The 16,884-nt window shown below is 31.4% G+C and carries 17 protein-coding genes; 13 read left to right on the plus strand and 4 right to left on the minus strand.

Annotation, left to right across the window (positions count from 1 at the left end; translation table 11 throughout):
* Nucleotides 1-57: 57 nt before the first annotated feature.
* On the minus strand, nucleotides 58-1,197 hold the full coding sequence (gene yfkAB / locus KA828_RS12620; protein WP_178377481.1) for a radical SAM/CxCxxxxC motif protein YfkAB: 1,140 nt from the start codon (nucleotides 1,195-1,197) through the stop codon (nucleotides 58-60).
* Nucleotides 1,198-1,353: 156 nt separating this feature from the next.
* Between yfkAB and KA828_RS12625 the strand changes: the two genes are divergently transcribed.
* From KA828_RS12625 to KA828_RS12655, 7 genes are all read left to right on the plus strand, one after another.
* Nucleotides 1,354-1,515, plus strand: coding sequence for an SE1561 family protein (locus tag KA828_RS12625; protein WP_107630250.1), 162 nt, complete (start codon nucleotides 1,354-1,356; stop codon nucleotides 1,513-1,515).
* Nucleotides 1,516-1,603: 88 nt separating this feature from the next.
* Nucleotides 1,604-2,122, plus strand: a complete 519-nt coding sequence (locus tag KA828_RS12630; RefSeq protein WP_070854230.1) for a type 1 glutamine amidotransferase domain-containing protein — start codon at nucleotides 1,604-1,606, stop codon at nucleotides 2,120-2,122.
* Between the two features lie 273 nt (nucleotides 2,123-2,395).
* Nucleotides 2,396-3,208 (plus strand): monofunctional peptidoglycan glycosyltransferase SgtB, encoded by an 813-nt coding sequence (gene sgtB, locus KA828_RS12635; RefSeq protein WP_075108587.1) that lies wholly within the window; start codon nucleotides 2,396-2,398, stop codon nucleotides 3,206-3,208.
* A 195-nt stretch (nucleotides 3,209-3,403) separates the two neighbouring features.
* Nucleotides 3,404-4,207 carry a recombination regulator RecX gene (gene recX, locus KA828_RS12640; RefSeq protein WP_210126333.1) on the plus strand — a complete coding sequence of 268 codons (804 nt, stop codon included), beginning with the start codon at nucleotides 3,404-3,406 and terminating at the stop codon, nucleotides 4,205-4,207.
* Nucleotides 4,200-4,514 carry a YfhH family protein gene (locus KA828_RS12645; RefSeq protein WP_075108589.1) on the plus strand — a complete coding sequence of 105 codons (315 nt, stop codon included), beginning with the start codon at nucleotides 4,200-4,202 and terminating at the stop codon, nucleotides 4,512-4,514. The genes recX and KA828_RS12645 overlap by 8 nt, the downstream gene beginning before the upstream one ends.
* Before the next feature lie 15 nt (nucleotides 4,515-4,529).
* A complete protein-coding gene (locus tag KA828_RS12650) occupies nucleotides 4,530-6,041 on the plus strand; it encodes an ATP-binding cassette domain-containing protein (RefSeq protein WP_075108590.1) in 1,512 nt (503 codons plus the stop codon).
* 8 nt (nucleotides 6,042-6,049) lie between these two features.
* Nucleotides 6,050-6,841: a teichoic acid transporter gene (locus KA828_RS12655; protein WP_075108591.1), complete on the plus strand. Its 792-nt coding sequence runs from the start codon at nucleotides 6,050-6,052 to the stop codon at nucleotides 6,839-6,841.
* 57 nt (nucleotides 6,842-6,898) lie between these two features.
* On the opposite strand, the gene KA828_RS12660 is transcribed toward KA828_RS12655, so the two are convergent.
* On the minus strand, nucleotides 6,899-7,876 hold the full coding sequence (locus KA828_RS12660) for a metal-dependent hydrolase (protein WP_210126334.1): 978 nt from the start codon (nucleotides 7,874-7,876) through the stop codon (nucleotides 6,899-6,901).
* A 144-nt stretch (nucleotides 7,877-8,020) separates the two neighbouring features.
* Between KA828_RS12660 and mutY the strand changes: the two genes are divergently transcribed.
* The 3 genes from mutY to KA828_RS12675 all read left to right on the plus strand — a co-directional run bounded on the left by mutY (nucleotide 8,021) and on the right by KA828_RS12675 (nucleotide 11,623).
* Nucleotides 8,021-9,067, plus strand: coding sequence for an A/G-specific adenine glycosylase (gene mutY / locus KA828_RS12665; protein ID WP_210126335.1), 1,047 nt, complete (start codon nucleotides 8,021-8,023; stop codon nucleotides 9,065-9,067).
* Between the two features lie 113 nt (nucleotides 9,068-9,180).
* Entirely contained in the window at nucleotides 9,181-9,723 is a 543-nt protein-coding gene (gene ntdP, locus KA828_RS12670) for a nucleoside tri-diphosphate phosphatase (RefSeq protein WP_210126336.1), read from the plus strand.
* 163 nt (nucleotides 9,724-9,886) lie between these two features.
* On the plus strand, nucleotides 9,887-11,623 hold the full coding sequence (locus tag KA828_RS12675; protein WP_075108594.1) for an ABC transporter ATP-binding protein: 1,737 nt from the start codon (nucleotides 9,887-9,889) through the stop codon (nucleotides 11,621-11,623).
* 49 nt (nucleotides 11,624-11,672) lie between these two features.
* On the opposite strand, the gene KA828_RS12680 is transcribed toward KA828_RS12675, so the two are convergent.
* Both KA828_RS12680 and KA828_RS12685 read right to left on the minus strand, forming a co-directional pair.
* Nucleotides 11,673-12,767 (minus strand): FUSC family protein, encoded by a 1,095-nt coding sequence (locus tag KA828_RS12680; RefSeq protein ID WP_053030352.1) that lies wholly within the window; start codon nucleotides 12,765-12,767, stop codon nucleotides 11,673-11,675.
* A 153-nt stretch (nucleotides 12,768-12,920) separates the two neighbouring features.
* Nucleotides 12,921-14,210: a glutamate-1-semialdehyde 2,1-aminomutase gene (locus KA828_RS12685; protein ID WP_210126337.1), complete on the minus strand. Its 1,290-nt coding sequence runs from the start codon at nucleotides 14,208-14,210 to the stop codon at nucleotides 12,921-12,923.
* 81 nt (nucleotides 14,211-14,291) lie between these two features.
* Between KA828_RS12685 and bcp the strand changes: the two genes are divergently transcribed.
* The 3 genes from bcp to perR all read left to right on the plus strand — a co-directional run bounded on the left by bcp (nucleotide 14,292) and on the right by perR (nucleotide 16,248).
* Nucleotides 14,292-14,747 carry a thioredoxin-dependent thiol peroxidase gene (bcp, locus tag KA828_RS12690; RefSeq protein WP_210126338.1) on the plus strand — a complete coding sequence of 152 codons (456 nt, stop codon included), beginning with the start codon at nucleotides 14,292-14,294 and terminating at the stop codon, nucleotides 14,745-14,747.
* Nucleotides 14,748-14,751: 4 nt separating this feature from the next.
* A complete protein-coding gene (locus KA828_RS12695) occupies nucleotides 14,752-15,702 on the plus strand; it encodes an NAD(P)-dependent oxidoreductase (RefSeq protein WP_210126339.1) in 951 nt (316 codons plus the stop codon).
* Between the two features lie 93 nt (nucleotides 15,703-15,795).
* Nucleotides 15,796-16,248, plus strand: coding sequence for a peroxide-responsive transcriptional repressor PerR (perR, locus tag KA828_RS12700; protein WP_053030348.1), 453 nt, complete (start codon nucleotides 15,796-15,798; stop codon nucleotides 16,246-16,248).
* Nucleotides 16,249-16,884 lie beyond the last annotated feature (636 nt).

Below are 16,884 nucleotides of genomic sequence, written 5' to 3' on the forward strand. Positions count from 1 at the left end.
ATGTTTGCGTAGAACCATTTATTTTATGTGGTGCTTATTATATTTGCTTGAAATGAATTAACTGAAAATATTTTCAGTATGCATTTCAATCTCATTTTTTCTGAAATCAGTGTTTGGATAGTACATATTTTTAACTAGAACGTTAGGACCTAAACAGTGAAACGCCTCACAATGACAATTGAGCGATTGCGCTAAATCTGATGTAAGCCATTTATTAAATACGTCTGTTAATTTGTCAGTTTTAATATTTGAAATTGTACCATTTTCATCTCCGAAATCAGTCACAATCACATCCCCACTAAAGACATTAACATTCAGGCGACTACGTCCATCTGGATCATTACGTGTCGTAACATTTTTAGCATCGCGTAAACGCTGTAACAATGCTTGGTCGTTTTCATCATTTATACATGGATAAATAGGTAATGTACCAAATAACATCCATATATTTTCATCTCTAATGTCTAATAAATGATGAATCGCTTGTTTCATTTCTTTTAAAGAAAGCACATTTAATTGACTTGCAAAATCTGCAGGATACATTGGATGAACTTCATGACGGCTGCATTTCATGTCATTAACGATTTCATTGTGAATTTTATCTAAATAAGGTAATGTACTTTGATTTAACATCGTTTCAGCTGAAACAAACATACCTTGACTTGATAATGTACTTGCATTCTCTAACATCTGTTCATATAATTTTAATTTTGCTTTTAAAGGAGGTTGCTTCTTCATTGCGCCGAAACCTACATCAGTAAATTCTTGAATTGTACCCCAATTATGAGAGATATGCATAACATCTATGTATTCAGCTATATCTAAATAACGATCTTGCGGTAGTGTTAAATTAGAATTCATTTGAACATATATACCACGATCTTGTGCATATTTTAACAGAGGTTTAACAATGTTTTTAATTGATTTTTTTGAGAACATTGGTTCGCCACCTGTTATTGACATAGTTCTTAAGTGAGGTATTTCATCTAAACGACGATAAATGATATCCATAGGTAAAGCATCTGGATCTTTAGTTTGTAAAGTATAGCCAACAGCACAGTGACTACATCTCATATTACATAATGTAGTAGTAGTAAACTCTATATTACTTAGTGTTAACTGACCGTGTGTTTTAACATCGTTGTATGCTTCCCATGGATCGTTGTTAATTGAAATGGGTTTTTTCTGATTTGTCATCCACATATTTATTACTCCTAAACATAAAAAAATTCCTTAATCCGTTGCAAAAGTACAGTAAACATTATTAAGATTATATCGCTTTTTGTCAAATTCTGTTAGGATAAAACTAACGTATAGTTTAATAAATATATAAATTAACAAGGAGAAATAGTTATGAATGAACAACAAACAATGGAACAAATTAAAACAAGATTATCAAAATTTTTAGAAGATATTGACCATGTAAATCCCGATGAAGTAAGCGTTGAAGATATAGATGAATGGATTGGATTACTAGACCAATTAGAAGAAAAAGTTAAACAAGTTTCTAAATAAATTGAAACACTTCAATCTATGTATGTTTAATATCACTTAATTTCGTCTATATAATTAGTATAATTCGAACAAGAAAGGTGATTGACTAATGGCTAAAAAAGTAGCAATTATTTTATCAAATGAATTCGAAGATATCGAATTAACTAGCCCTAAAGAAGCAATTGAAGAAGCTGGTTTCGAAACTGAAATTATTGGCGATACTGCAAATGCAGAAGTAGTAGGTAAACACGGTGAAAAAGTTACTGTTGATGTAAGTATTGCAGATGCAAAACCAGAAGATTACGATGGACTACTTATTCCTGGTGGATTCTCACCAGATCATCTTCGCGGTGATGCAGAAGGTCGTTATGGCACATTTGCTAAATACTTCACTAAAAATGATGTGCCAGCCTTTGCAATTTGCCACGGCCCTCAAATTTTAATAGATACAGATGACTTAAATGGACGCACACTTACTGCTGTATTAAATGTACGTAAAGATTTATCAAATGCAGGTGCAAATGTCGTAGACGAATCAGTTGTAGTTGATAATAATATCGTTACAAGTCGTACACCAGACGACTTAGATGATTTTAATAGAGAAATTGTTAAACAACTTCAAGCATAAATTTTATTGTTTCTTAGACTTAAAATTAATTTGAAACATGCATGTTGCTATAAAGCAAATGTGCAAGTTATAGAACTGAGAAGAGGCTGTAAAGCTTCTCTCAGTTCTTTTTTTATTGCGATTAGGATGTTCGTCAACGATTGATTTAAAATGGCTTTAAACAATCTTTCCTCATACACCTTGGGACTGATTTTTCATGATAGGTATAGCTTAATCTAAAAACTACTGTTAAACTCACAGTTATAGAGTGAGTTTTAGTAAAGGAGCTACCACATGAAAAGAAGCCAAAGAATGAACAACTCGCCTGAGAGACATTCACATTACCGTAATGAACCTCATTACAATACGTATTATCAACCTGTAGGTAAACCACCTAAAAAGAAAAAGAGTAAACGTATATTTTTAAGAATATTTATTATATTTATCATCATATTTGCATTGTTTATTGGGTTAATGTATTTCTTATCTTCGAGAGCAAATGTTGATGACCTTAAAACAATTGAAAACAAAAGTAATTATGTTTCTTCAGACAATATGCCGGATTATGTAAAAGGTGCTTTTATTTCGATGGAAGATGAACGTTTTTATAAACACCATGGATTTGACGTCAAAGGAACAACACGAGCATTATTCTCAACGATAGGTGATAGAGACGTTCAAGGCGGAAGTACAATTACACAACAAACTGTGAAGAATTATTATTACGACAATGAGCGTTCCTTTACTCGGAAATTAAAGGAATTGTTTGTAGCACATAAAGTAGAACAACAATATAGTAAAAATGAAATATTGAGTTTCTACTTAAATAACATTTATTATGGTAGTGATCAATATACAATTGAGGGTGCTGCGAACTATTATTTTGGAACAACAGTAGATAAGAATAATAGCAATATGCCTCAAATCACTGTCTTACAAAGTGCGATTCTAGCAAGTAAAGTCAATGCACCGAGTGTTTATGATATAAGTAATATGTCTGACAATTTTAAAAATAGAATTAAAACCAATCTTGAAAAGATGAAACAGCAGGCGTATATTTCAGATAGTCAATATCAAGAAGCGTTAAGTCAATTAAATAACTATTGATTGTAAATCTTGAAAAAATAAATTTTATATTTGTGTAAGTCCTCATAAAGAAGTCATTTTAATAATAACCTTTATGAGGTTTTTTTATGGGTAAAACATTTTGTGTAATGCGTTAAGTGATATAAAATAATGTGTGTTAGATAAATCAAGATAGTTTGATTTTTAATATAAATCAAAGTAAAGGTGGTGGAGGAATTGCCTAAAATTACTAAAATAGAAGTACAGAAGAACAATAAAGAGCGATTTAACTTATTTTTGGACGGCGCTTTTGAAATGGGAGTCGATATTAATACACTTGTAAAATTTAATTTAAAAAAAGGGCAAATTGTTGAGCCATCTGATATGGAGAAGATACAGAAGTATGAGCATTACCGTTTAGGTATTAATATGGCTATACAATACTTATCTTATAAAAAGAGAACTGAAAAAGAAGTGCGACAACATTTACAAAAAAACGAGATTAGTGCATCCGCGATTCAACAAGTTATAGATTATTGTTATAAAGAGTCATATATTAATCATGAAGATTATGCTGAAAGCTTAAAAAATACAATGATACATACTACTGATAAAGGTCCTGAAATTTACAAACAAAAATTATATCAAGTTGGAATTGAACCTAAGATTATTAATACATATGTTCAAATTTATGAAGAAGAACAACCATTTGAAGCGGTTATAAATGTTGCAAATAAAATTATGAGAACGAAGAAAGGTCCTGAAATTAAAGTACGTCAAAAAGTACTTCAAAGCTTAATTCAAAAAGGCTATTCTATGGATATCGCACAACAAGCAATATCTGAATTAGATTTTGAACAAGATGAAGCTTTGTTGGAGGATCTATTACAAAAAGATCTTGAAAAAATATATACAAAGCAACAACGTAAATATGATGGACAACAATTAGTAATGAAAACGATAGAGTCGCTTATGAGAAAAGGCTATAAATATGATAAAATTAAAGCAAAATTAGAAGAAAGTGGTATTTCAGATGAATGATAAAAAGCTAAGTGAAATGTCTGAACAGGAATTAAGACATGAAATACAGATATATAAAGAAAAGATGCGTAAAGCTGAAATGAACGGCATAATGAATGAATATGATGTTTATCAAAGTAAGGTCATTATTGCAGAAAGTTACTTAGTTGATCGTACCAAAGTTGTACTTGGTAGAATGTATAAACTTAATGATGGAAGCGAGCAATACTTTAAAGTTGAACGATTAAAAGGTGTGTTTGCATGGGGCTATAGAATTAATAGTAAGACCCCTGAAGAAGGATTGCCACTCGCTTTATTAAAAATTTAGAAGGAAGTAACACGAATGGGAAGTTCAATAATCTTAAAAATGCTCAATGTCACGCATTATTATAGAAGTAAAAAAAACAGAAAGTGGTATCTACCATTTGGCTATGCCGCTGAAGACATAGAATTAAACAATATATCGCTACATATATACCAAGGGGAAGCATTAGCTATCATTGGTGAACCAGGATCTTCAAAAACTTTAATAGGTAGAATTATGGCTGGTGACATTAAGCCAGATAGAGGTAAGATTAATCAATCGGTTTCTACGTATTATGGTGATATAAAAGATAAACATTTAATACATATGACTGTAAGACAGTATGTAACCGAAGTTCAACGATTATTTTCTTATGAAACAACCTCTCATAATGTTGATCAAATCATTAAGTTCGCACATTTAGATGATAAGTCTTCGGTTCATATTAATGCACTTAGCCATTCAGATTTTGCACAGTTAATTTTAAGTATTGCTCGCGTATGTCGAAAGGATTTAATCATTTTAAATCATATCATCGAACATCTTGATGAAGCTTTTTTAGAAAAAGCAAAAAAATTATCAAAAGACTATATTAGTGAAAATAAGTCATTAGTATTTATAGATAATGACTTGGCAAAAGTTGAAAAAGTGAGTAACTATGTTGCTTGGATTTCACATGGACAAGTACGTATGGAAGGCTCACTAAACCAAGTCTTGCCTGTATTTAAAGAGCACGAGCAAGATAGAATGAGCATAGCAAATGATGAAGAACAACTTAATTTTGATTTAGATTGGAAAGAAAGTCGTAGTAGACTTCCGGAAATGAGCTATAATTTCAAAAGAGTTGAACGATATAGACATGCGAAAGTACCTGATTTTGTTGTAAGATTTTGGACGATTTTAATTACGAGTTTAATTTGCTTATTCATTGTAGGCGCATTAGTGATTAATAATGTAGGACGTTTTGACGTTCCAATTATTGAAGCGCAAAAGAAAGTAGAGAATAAAGACCCATTTGAAGAAAAGCTTGCATATGGCATTGTGTTAGATGATTCAATCACTTTAAAAGGGGATTCTAATATCAACGTCCCTAAATATACGTTTTTAACAATCACAGGTGAAAATTCAAAAAGTTATCGCGTCAGCAGTGATGATAAAGATTATGTGGTAGCAAAACATAAATTAGAATATTTTAACCCGGCGGCACTATATGAGTCACATTCTTTCAAAGCGCTATCTCCATATATGAAATCAAATTACAGTAATTATGTAGATTATTTTAATAGCCACTTACATAAGAAACACGATCAAGTTAAAAAAACATTAGTGCCAGATAAAGATTCAAGATATGTTGTTGAAGTAACACAACAACCAATCGATATGTTATTTAATGATCAAAATAAATTAACTGGATTTGTTTTTCCAATAGTTAATAAAGATGAGCTCAAAGATAAATATCATATTACACAGGATTTATGGATTGTTAAGTCGGGGGATGGATATTTAATCGCAGACATGAAAAATAGCAAGTGGATATACATTGAATTGTAGGTGTAAAAATGATAGATAACTTTTTATTATATATTAAACGCTTTCCATCACTAATTGAGTTTACAAAACAACGCATCATAGATACTTGGAAATGGTTTGCTATGCTTTTAATTGCGCAATTAGTTGTATTAGTGATTGCACTAATGACATTATCTTTTATAGGGATTGAGGATATTAGCAAAGCAAGATGGCTATATCGACTCATTGCTATGATGACATTTATTACTCTATTCGCAACGATATTTAAATCTTTTAAAGCGTACAGTCAAGATTATTTAATAACAAAATCATTCCAAGCAACACCATTGGTTACAGCCATTGCAAATGCACTTCTTGGAAGTTTTATTTGTTGTATTTTAACGTTGATCGTCATACTGTTTAAGCCAGTGAATTTCGATGAGTCACTGATTGCATTTATCGTATTTTTTATCATGATGGTCTTATTTATTGTATTTATATCCGTTACTTTAGGATTATTAGATATTATAAACAAGAATATGACAAAGTTATATTTCTTAATTGGAATTATTTGCTTTTTCATTATACCTGTCATATTTATTCCATCTGCAAATGAGAATTTAATGATTCAAATTCTAAAATTGAATCCACTATTTTATTTAATTGACGGTATTGCGACTTCTGCAATATATGGTGTAGTAAATTTGTACAACATTACTTACCATATCTATTTTGTTATTATTTTAGTAATTATAGGTGCGGTTAATTTTATGTTAATGAGATATGTTGCACACTCAAAATATAAATATTCATCTCATACAATAGCTACAAAAAATAAATAAAAGAGTGAACCAGAATCATAGATAAGATTATGACTCTGGTTCACTCTTTTTAAAAGTTTATTTAGAATATAATTTCTTTTGTAATTTTTCTTCTGTGAAAACCCATCCGATGTATGAATGATCAATATTGTTGTCATTATCGACATGTGCAATTGCTGCAAAGCTATAATGGCCTTTATTTAAATAACGTAAATCAACCAGACGAACTTCCGTAGTATCATCGTCTAGCTTTCGAGTTTGCCAACGATAAATAGACGAAAAGTTTAAAAATGTTCTAATATCCTTATTACCTTTGATTTGCCACAATAACGTATCTGGTGAAAATGGTTGTCGCTTAACTTTATCACTAAAAACAACATTTCTACCAAATGATCGGCCTACATAATCATGTTCTTCAGTTTGAATCGCAACACGCCATTCCATAAATTTCATAGTTGGTGCTACAAAAATTTTAACAGGATTGTGTTGTTCTTTAATTTGACTTAATGCTTGTTTCTTTATAATACTTTGCATTTTAAAACGAATAATGTAATAAATGATGATTACACCTATAATTGGAAAGAACACTGCAAATGGATGAACACCTAGAAGCCAAATCACAATACCTAAACAAAGTATGATAAAAATGATTGGATCAAAGGTATTAATAACACTTAGTTGAATCCATTTGTTTGTTAGTGGGCGTAGTGCTTGGGTACCATATGAATTAAATATATCTACAAATACATGTAAAAATACCGCTAACTGTGCCCATAACCATATATGCGTAGTATCTACGCCTGGAAAGATTACGTAAATCAAAAATGTAATCAATATCGGCCATAAAATTGTAAATGGTATAGAATGAGTGATACCACGATGATGTGAAATATATGTGGCGTTATTTTTTAATTTTAAAACGGTGTCGCCATCTGGAATTAACGACCCTGCAATTAAGGTCGTGGCTGTGGCTGCCATAGTATTTGCCATAGCTGGGTCTTGACTTGCTAAAGCAGTTAATCCAACACCGATTGCAATGTGCGTGGCTGTATCCATAACGTTCACTCTTTTCATGTTAATTTAATATATATTATAATCTAAAAATTGGAATAACGAAATTAAGAAACATATTAAAATACTGTTCATTTAATCTTAAGTGCTCGTAGTGAAGTAAATAAAGCGTATTGAAAGGAAATAATTATGATAAACGATTCTACTTTTAAAAAGAATTTAATACAATGGTTTAATAAGAATCAGAGAGAAATGCCATGGCGTGAAACTTCGAATCCATATTATATCTGGTTAAGTGAAGTTATGCTTCAACAAACACAGGTTAAAACAGTTGTGGACTATTATCACAGATTTATTCAACGTTTTCCAACAATAGAGGAATTAAGTCAGGCAGATGAAGAAGAAGTTCTTAAATATTGGGAAGGATTGGGCTATTATAGTCGCGCACGTAACTTTCATACTGCTGTGAAAGAAGTAGCATCAGAATATCATGGTGTCGTTCCTTCTACACCAGAACAATTTGGGAAATTAAAAGGGGTAGGTCCTTATACTCAAGCAGCAGTTCTAAGCATCGCGTTTAATCAGCCATTAGCAACTGTTGATGGCAATGTCTTTAGAGTATGGTCTAGATTGAATAATGATTTAAGAGATATAAAGTTGCAAAGTACGAGAAAAAGTTATGAACAAGAATTACAGCCTTATGTGTATCAAGAGGCGGGTACATTTAACCAAGCAATGATGGAATTAGGTGCGCTAGTTTGTACACCTAAGAAACCGCTATGTTTATTTTGTCCAGTACAAGAGAACTGTCGTGCTTTTAAAGAAGGCACTGTATTTGAATTACCAGTAAAAACGAAGAACATTAAGAAAAAAACTATTCAACAAGCGGTATTCTTAGTTAGAAATGCCAAAGGTCAATATTTAATGGAGCAACGTCAAGAAAGATTGTTAAATGGCATGTGGCAATTTCCAATGTTTGAAACACCAAATGCTATAGAACAATTGCAAGAAAAATTGGGATTGTCGTTATCGATAGCTGAGGGAATTGTATTTAAGCTTAAACACCAATTTACACATATGACTTGGGATATTAGTGTCTATAGTACCATTGAGACCGTGACACTGTCAGAATCATTCATGAAAGATAACCATCTGGAATGGATGGATTTAAATCAGCGACAAGCATATACGTTACCAGTTTCTATGGATAAGATATACCAATACATTAACGGCTAAGACATTCTAATTTGTGTATAATTTGAGTGAAAATAACAACGCATCTGTAAAGACTTATTTAAAAATATGATATAATCTAAAGTGCGAAAATTACTAAAAGGGTGGTGTGGAGTATGGTAAAAGAATCCATACCTAAAGAAGGCGAAAATATAAAAATTCAAAGTTACAAACACGACGGTAACATCCATAGAGTATGGTCTGAAACAACAATCTTAAAAGGTACAGACCATGTGATTATTGGTAGGAATGATCACACTTTAGTTACTGAAAGTGACGGTCGTACATGGATTACGAGAGAACCAGCTATCGTGTATTTTCATTCAGAATATTGGTTCAATGTCATTTGTATGTTTAGAGAGGATGGCATTTATTACTACTGTAATCTATCATCGCCTTTCGTTTGTGACGAAGAAGCTTTGAAATACATTGATTATGATTTAGATATTAAGGTATATCCTAATGGAAAATATCATTTATTAGATGAAGATGAGTATGAGCAGCATATGAATCAGATGAATTATCCACATGATATAGATGTTATTTTACGCCGTAATGTAGATATTTTACAACAGTGGATCGAACAGAAAAAAGGACCATTCGCTCCAGATTTCATAAAAGTTTGGAAAGAGCGATATAAAAAAATCCGTAATTATTAAGCATAAAAGATGTAATTGTTACATATTTGTTTTATAGTACTTGAGTGATAATAACAAGAGGTTGAATTTACTTTGATGATACAAATGTATTGTTTGGAATCAAAGTTTCAACCTCTATTAATTTTTTAAAAATATAATTGTGATCATCATAGGGGGGAGTAGTATGATACGACGCTATTTAGAATTTGTTAAACCATACAAATATCGAATAATAGCTACGATAATTATTGGGATTATCAAATTCGGCATTCCTATGTTAATTCCTCTACTTATCAAATATGCAATTGACGGCGTTATTAATAATAGTGCACTTTCAACGAATGAAAAGTTTCAACATTTAAGTGTAGCTATCGGCATAGCGTTATTTATTTTCTTAATTGTCAGACCACCAATAGAATATCTACGACAATATCTTGCACAATGGACGAGTAACAAAATTCTATATGATATTAGAAAACGTCTATATGATCATTTGCAAGCGCTAAGTGCAAGATTTTATGCAAATAATCAAGTTGGACAAGTGATATCGAGAGTCATTAATGATGTTGAGCAAACGAAAGACTTTATATTAACTGGTTTAATGAACATTTGGCTAGATTGCATAACAATCATCATTGCACTATCTATTATGTTCTTCCTAGATGTGAAGTTAACTTTCGCGGCAATCATTATTTTCCCATTCTATATTCTCACAGTGTATTTCTTCTTTGGACGCTTAAGAAAATTGACGCGTAAACGTTCGCAAGCATTGGCTGAAGTACAAGGATTTCTACATGAACGTGTACAAGGGATGTCAGTAATTAAAAGTTTTGCAATTGAGGATAATGAAGCTAAAAATTTCGACCATAAAAATAAACATTTCTTAAATCGTGCATTTCAACATACGTCATGGAATGCATACTCATTTGCGGCGATTAATACAGTTACAGATTTAGGACCTATAATTGTTATTGGCTTTGGGTCATATTTAGCAATCAATGGTTCAATTACTGTTGGTACACTTGCAGCTTTTGTTGGCTATTTGGAACAATTATTTGGACCGTTAAGAAGACTAGTTGCTTCATTTACAACATTAACTCAAAGTTTTGCGTCAATGGATAGGGTGTTTCAGTTAATGGATGAAGATTATGATATAAAAAATGGTATTGGCGCTCAGCCTATTGAAATTAAACAAGGTCATATAGAATTGAAAAACGTTAGTTTCAAATATAATGAAGATGAATCAACAATATTAAAAAATATCAATCTCAATATAAACAAAGGAGATACCGTAGCTTTTGTTGGTATGAGTGGTGGTGGTAAATCAACTTTAATTAACTTGATACCACGCTTCTACGATGTAACTGAAGGTGAAATAAGAATCGATGATCACAATGTTAAAGACTTTTTAACCGGTAGTTTAAGAAATCAAATTGGTTTAGTACAGCAAGATAATATTCTTTTCTCAGATACAGTTAGAGAAAATATATTATTAGGACGCCCAGATGCTAGTGAAGAAGAAATAATTGAAGCGGCTAAAATGGCCAATGCACATGATTTTATTATGAATCTTCATGATGGCTATGATACTGAAGTAGGGGAACGTGGCGTTAAACTATCTGGTGGACAGAAACAACGTCTTTCAATTGCAAGAATCTTTTTAAATAATCCACCTATATTAATTTTAGATGAAGCTACTTCAGCATTAGATTTAGAGAGTGAAGCGATAATTCAAGAAGCGTTGGATGTGCTTAGTAAAGATAGAACAACACTTATTGTTGCACATAGACTCTCAACGATTACACATGCGGATAAGATAATTGTAATGCAAAACGGTCAAATCGTTGAAACAGGCACACACCAAGAACTAATAGATAAAAAAGGTGCTTATGAGCATCTCTATAGTATACAAAATTTGTAATAATAAATAAGCGTTCACTGAACTTTATTGATTCAGTGAACGCTTATTATTATAAGTCAAAATCTTCATCGGCTATATCTATTTCAGTATCATTTCGATGATACGTGAAGAAACTTAATCTTAAACGATCTAAATGTTCTAGATAATAACGATATTCTTCAATTGTAGCAATAATTTGCATAATATTAGAATAAGAATAGTCGACTTGGTAAGGATTTTGAATTAATTGTTGTTGAAAAGCATCCATTAGGTCTTTCTTTTGAGGATTCATGATTTGATTATCAAAATGTTCTACATTATATCGCGCCTTTTTCGACAAACTTTTTAGAATTTGTTCATGATACGCTGTTAAAGAATCTAATTCTAATTTGATTTGAAATATCAAATTGTAATTTAAGTTATGAAGATCATTCTGATATCTAGCCATTCGATTAAGCACTTCATATGCTTGTCTGGTTGTACCTACAACTTCTTTAAATAAAATTTTCTTTCTATTTTGTTGGAAGGCTGCTTTTCTAGTTAGTGCTTTCTCTTCATTGTAATAATTAAAAATCTGTTCAAGTTTTGAAATGCGTGATTCAATTTGTTCTCCATCTTCTTTTATCTGATGATAGTCAGAAGCGTCATTTAATACAAGCTTAAACCAAATAAATATATCAGAAGCAATATTTACCGAGTTGTGATATATCTTGGTTTCAAATTTAGGTGGTAAAAATATTAAGTTAACTACAGAAGCACTTACGACACCAATCATTACTAGAATGAATCTAAAAGCCGCTGTTACATAGAATGATCCTGTATGTTGCCCCATTATAATGAGTGCAGTGACACCTGCAAGTGTAGCAACATGAGCTAAATTTATTTTATATAAAATAGCAATTAATAAAATAACAGTGACGCCCATAATCACAATATTTTTACCGAAAATGGTTACCATGATGACTGCTAATAAAGCACCAATGACATTACCTGTAGCCTGTTCTGAAATCGTTTTGATGGAACGATATATATTAGGTTGCATAGCAACAATCGCACTAATACCCGCTACAGATTTTAATCCGACATTATCAGGTAAAAAAGAAGCTATAAACAAAGCGAGAATAATTGCAATACCAGTCTTTAGTATACGAGCTCCTAGCCTCAACTATAACGCTCCTTTAAATATAATTTTGATAATAATATTTTAAACTAGTATACACTTGAAGACTGAAATGATACAAGTTTTTGTTTCTAATAAAAAAACTACAATAAAACTGTTCTTCAAATTTGAACAGCTTTATTGTAGGCCATCAGTTGATTATTTCATTTGACTAAATGCATAATCAGCAGCTTTTAATGTCTCATCAATATCTTCTTCAGTGTGTTCTGTAGTTAAGAACCATGCCTCAAATTTAGAAGGTGCTAAATTAATACCTTGATTTAGCATTAATTTAAAGAATTTAGCAAATGCTTCACCATCTGAATTTTCAACTTGTTCATAGTGCGTAATCGTTTCATTAGTAAAATAAAGCGTCAATGAACCGTATACACGATTTATAGTAGCGGTGATATGATGTTTCTCTATCAATTTTAATAAGCCATCTTCAAGTCTTTTCCCTAATTTGTCTAATCTTTCATAAACGCCTTCTTGCTCTAATACTTCCAATAATGCAATACCAGCTCTCATAGAAAGTGGGTTGCCGGCCATTGTACCTGCTTGGTATGCAGGACCTAAAGGTGCAACATGTTCCATAATATCTTGTCGACCACCATAGCCTCCAATTGGAAGACCACCGCCAATGATTTTTCCGAAAGCTGTTAGATCAGGATATACATTTAATAAGTCTTGTGCAGCACCATAATGGAAACGGAATGCTGTAATAACCTCGTCATAAATCACCAATGCACCATAATCATGTGTGATTTTATTTACTTCTTCTAAAAATCCAGGTTGTGGTTCTACCATACCAAAGTTACCAACAATAGGTTCTACTAATACTGCTGCAACTTCATTTCCCCAGTGTTTCATAGCTTCTTTATATGATTCAATATCATTAAATGGAACTGTTATTACTTCTTTTGCAACACTTTCGGGAACACCCGCTGAGTCAGGTGAGTCTAATTGTGATGGGCCACTTCCTGCAGCAACTAATACTAAGTCTGAGTGACCATGATAAGAGCCCGCAAACTTAATAATTTTATCTCTCTTTGTATAAGCACGTGCAACACGTATTGTTGTCATTACTGCTTCAGTACCAGAGTTAACGAATCGTATTTTTTCAAGTGATGGGATTGCTTCACGTAATTTTTTACTGAATTCAATCTCTAATTCTGTTGGTGTACCATACAGTACACCTTTAGCTGCTTGATCTTGAATGGCTTTTGTAATGTGAGGGTGTGCATGACCAGTAATAATTGGGCCATAAGCTTGTAAATAATCAATAAATTTATTGCCATCTACATCATATAAGTATGCACCATGACCTTCGCGCATAACTACAGGCGCACCTCCACCTACCGCTTTATATGAACGTGATGGTGAATTAACGCCACCTAAAATATATTCATTTGATAATTGTTGCAGACGTTCACTCTCAGTGAATTTCATCTTATTTCAACCTCTCTTATTTTAATATTATTCATTACTATCGTATCATATAATTAATACGATTAAGAAATGGGTGATAGGATGTTTAAAAAAGGTGACAAATTTCCAGAATTCAAATTAGAGAATCAAAATGGAGAATGTATTACAAATGAAACAATAAAAGGAAGCAAAACAATTTTATATTTTTATCCACGTGATAATACGCCAACGTGTACGACTGAAGCATGTGATTTTAGAGATAATTTAGATAGATTTAATGAATTAGATGTTCAAGTTTATGGTGTCAGTGCAGATACTAAGAAAAAGCATCAAAACTTTATTGCTAAACATAATCTTAATTTTGACTTATTAGTAGATGAAGATTATGTATTATCTGAAAAAGTGGGTGTTTACCAATTGAAAAAGACATTCGGTAATGAATCCATGGGAATTGTACGAACAACTTTTATAATAGATGAAGAAGGTATCATCATTGATGTTATTGAAAAAGTTAAAGTTAAAACACAAATGGAAGAATTAAATCGAATTTTGGGGTGAAAAAATGAAAATAGTTAGTTTAAAGCGACTTGGAGAAATAGAATCAGTACTTAAAAGTGACTATCCAGAATTAGAATTTTACTTTTTCAAAAAAGCCGAAGACATACCTAAAGCATTAAAGGAAGAATTGAATATATTGATTGGTTATGATGGTGGGGTAGATGCAAACTTCATTAATGAGTGCCAAAATTTAAAATGGATTGCTTGGTACGCAACAGGCGTAAATAGTTTACCCTTAGAAACAATTAAGAAAAGAAACATTATTTTAACCAATAGTAGAGGCGTGCAAGCAAAACAAGTTTCAGAGTTTGTTCTTGCATTCATACTTGATGACTATAAAAAAATGCGTACATCATACATTAATCAAATCAATAAAGTATACGACTCTAGACTAACTGGCAAGCGATTGAGTGGAGAACGTGTTTTAATATTAGGGACAGGATCATTAGCACAACAGACTGTTAAATTACTTAAGCCATTTGATATGACTATAGTTGGAATTAGTAGGTCAGGTAAATCCAAAGAAGGATTTGACTGTATTTATAAAATAGAAGAACTTGAAAAACATCTAAATAAAGCTGATATCATTATTAACACCTTACCTGAAACTAATGAAACGTATCATTTACTATTAGAGAAACATTTTGAGCTTATGAATGATGAATGTTTATTTATTAATGTAGGTAGGGGAACAGTTGTAAATGAAAAAACACTCATAAAGGCTTTATCACAGAATCAAATTCGGCATGCTTATATTGATGTATTTGAAAATGAACCATTGAAACCAGACAATGTGCTGTACAAGTTAGATAATGTAACGCTAACTGCGCATATCAGTGGTAACGATAAAAACATTAAAAGAGACGCAACGAAACTTTTTAAGAAGAATTTAGATCATTTTCTCAATAAGAATGATGTAATTGAGAATAAAGTCGATTTATATCTTGGTTATTAAAGGAAAAGGTTCGTACTTATTGACATTATACTTTCTAAACAGTTATATTAATATCAAGTAATAATTATTATTAACTAGAAAGTGGTGAAAACAATGAGTGCAGAAGTAGAGTCCATTGATCATGAACTAGAAGAATCAATTGCAGCCCTTAGAAGAGCTGGTGTTAGAATTACACCACAACGTCAAGCTATCATTCGTTATCTTATTGCATCTCATTCACATCCGACGGCGGATGAAATTTATCAAGCACTTTCACCTGATTTTCCAAATATTAGTGTTGCGACAATATATAATAATTTAAGAGTGTTTAAAAGTATTGGCATAGTTAAAGAATTAACATATGGAGATGCATCAAGTCGATTTGATTTTAATACTCACAATCATTATCACGTTATCTGTGAGAAATGTGGCAAGATAGTAGACTTCCACTATCCACAACTTGATGAAGTTGAACAACTTGCTCAACACATTACAGAGTTCGACGTAACACATCACCGTATGGAAATATATGGTATCTGTAAAGAATGCAAAGATAAAGAAGAATAATAAGTAGAAGTTTAAATGGAGTAGGTCAGAAAGAATTAAACTTGTTGTTTACTCCTAGTAAAGATGACTAAGAGTGCAAAAGTTTGATATAAGCACTTTTCAAATTAGTTATCTACTACCTAAATGTTAAAGAGGCTGGAACATTTTATTATGTCCCAGCCTCTTTCTTATATTGATCTAAATATGTAGTAGCAATTTCAAAGTAGCTACCTTAATATATAGTGAATATAATGAAGTATTGGCATTATAGTTGAATATTAGATATGAAATTAACAATAAAATGCGTAAATTATACCCTTAATTCAAAACAATACATTAGATGTGAAAAATTAGTCATTATTCTTATGAGGAAATGATTGACGTTCATTTCTAAACTTGATATTATATAAAAGTCGTCAAAAACGAATGTAAACTTTCTTTTCCGGCAAATTAATATCATTAATTTAATGTTAAGAAAGTGTAATTTTGACTATTGAAAAACTTAGCAAGACATTATAAGATATTATTTGTTGAAATAATCAATTAAGTTTTGAACAGAAAAATTTAAAAAATAAATTTAAAAAAGTTCTTGACATTAGATATTGATTGTTGATATAATTAATAAATGTAATTGCTTTAAATGAACATTGAAAACTG

This window comes from Staphylococcus sp. GDY8P85P (assembly GCF_017892405.1).
Taxonomy (GTDB): Bacteria; Bacillota; Bacilli; order Staphylococcales; family Staphylococcaceae; genus Staphylococcus; species Staphylococcus borealis.

Coding starts and splice junctions, on each gene's coding strand:
- KA828_RS12625 (WP_107630250.1), top strand. CDS start 1,354: ATGAATGAACAACAAACAATGGAACAAATTAAAACAAGATTATCAAAA.
- KA828_RS12660 (WP_210126334.1), bottom strand. CDS start 7,876: ATGGATACAGCCACGCACATTGCAATCGGTGTTGGATTAACTGCTTTA.
- KA828_RS12655 (WP_075108591.1), top strand. CDS start 6,050: ATGATAGATAACTTTTTATTATATATTAAACGCTTTCCATCACTAATT.
- KA828_RS12675 (WP_075108594.1), top strand. CDS start 9,887: ATGATACGACGCTATTTAGAATTTGTTAAACCATACAAATATCGAATA.
- KA828_RS12695 (WP_210126339.1), top strand. CDS start 14,752: ATGAAAATAGTTAGTTTAAAGCGACTTGGAGAAATAGAATCAGTACTT.
- KA828_RS12630 (WP_070854230.1), top strand. CDS start 1,604: ATGGCTAAAAAAGTAGCAATTATTTTATCAAATGAATTCGAAGATATC.
- ntdP (WP_210126336.1), top strand. CDS start 9,181: ATGGTAAAAGAATCCATACCTAAAGAAGGCGAAAATATAAAAATTCAA.
- KA828_RS12650 (WP_075108590.1), top strand. CDS start 4,530: ATGGGAAGTTCAATAATCTTAAAAATGCTCAATGTCACGCATTATTAT.
- KA828_RS12645 (WP_075108589.1), top strand. CDS start 4,200: ATGAATGATAAAAAGCTAAGTGAAATGTCTGAACAGGAATTAAGACAT.
- mutY (WP_210126335.1), top strand. CDS start 8,021: ATGATAAACGATTCTACTTTTAAAAAGAATTTAATACAATGGTTTAAT.
- sgtB (WP_075108587.1), top strand. CDS start 2,396: ATGAAAAGAAGCCAAAGAATGAACAACTCGCCTGAGAGACATTCACAT.
- perR (WP_053030348.1), top strand. CDS start 15,796: ATGAGTGCAGAAGTAGAGTCCATTGATCATGAACTAGAAGAATCAATT.
- bcp (WP_210126338.1), top strand. CDS start 14,292: ATGTTTAAAAAAGGTGACAAATTTCCAGAATTCAAATTAGAGAATCAA.
- KA828_RS12685 (WP_210126337.1), bottom strand. CDS start 14,210: ATGAAATTCACTGAGAGTGAACGTCTGCAACAATTATCAAATGAATAT.
- yfkAB (WP_178377481.1), bottom strand. CDS start 1,197: ATGACAAATCAGAAAAAACCCATTTCAATTAACAACGATCCATGGGAA.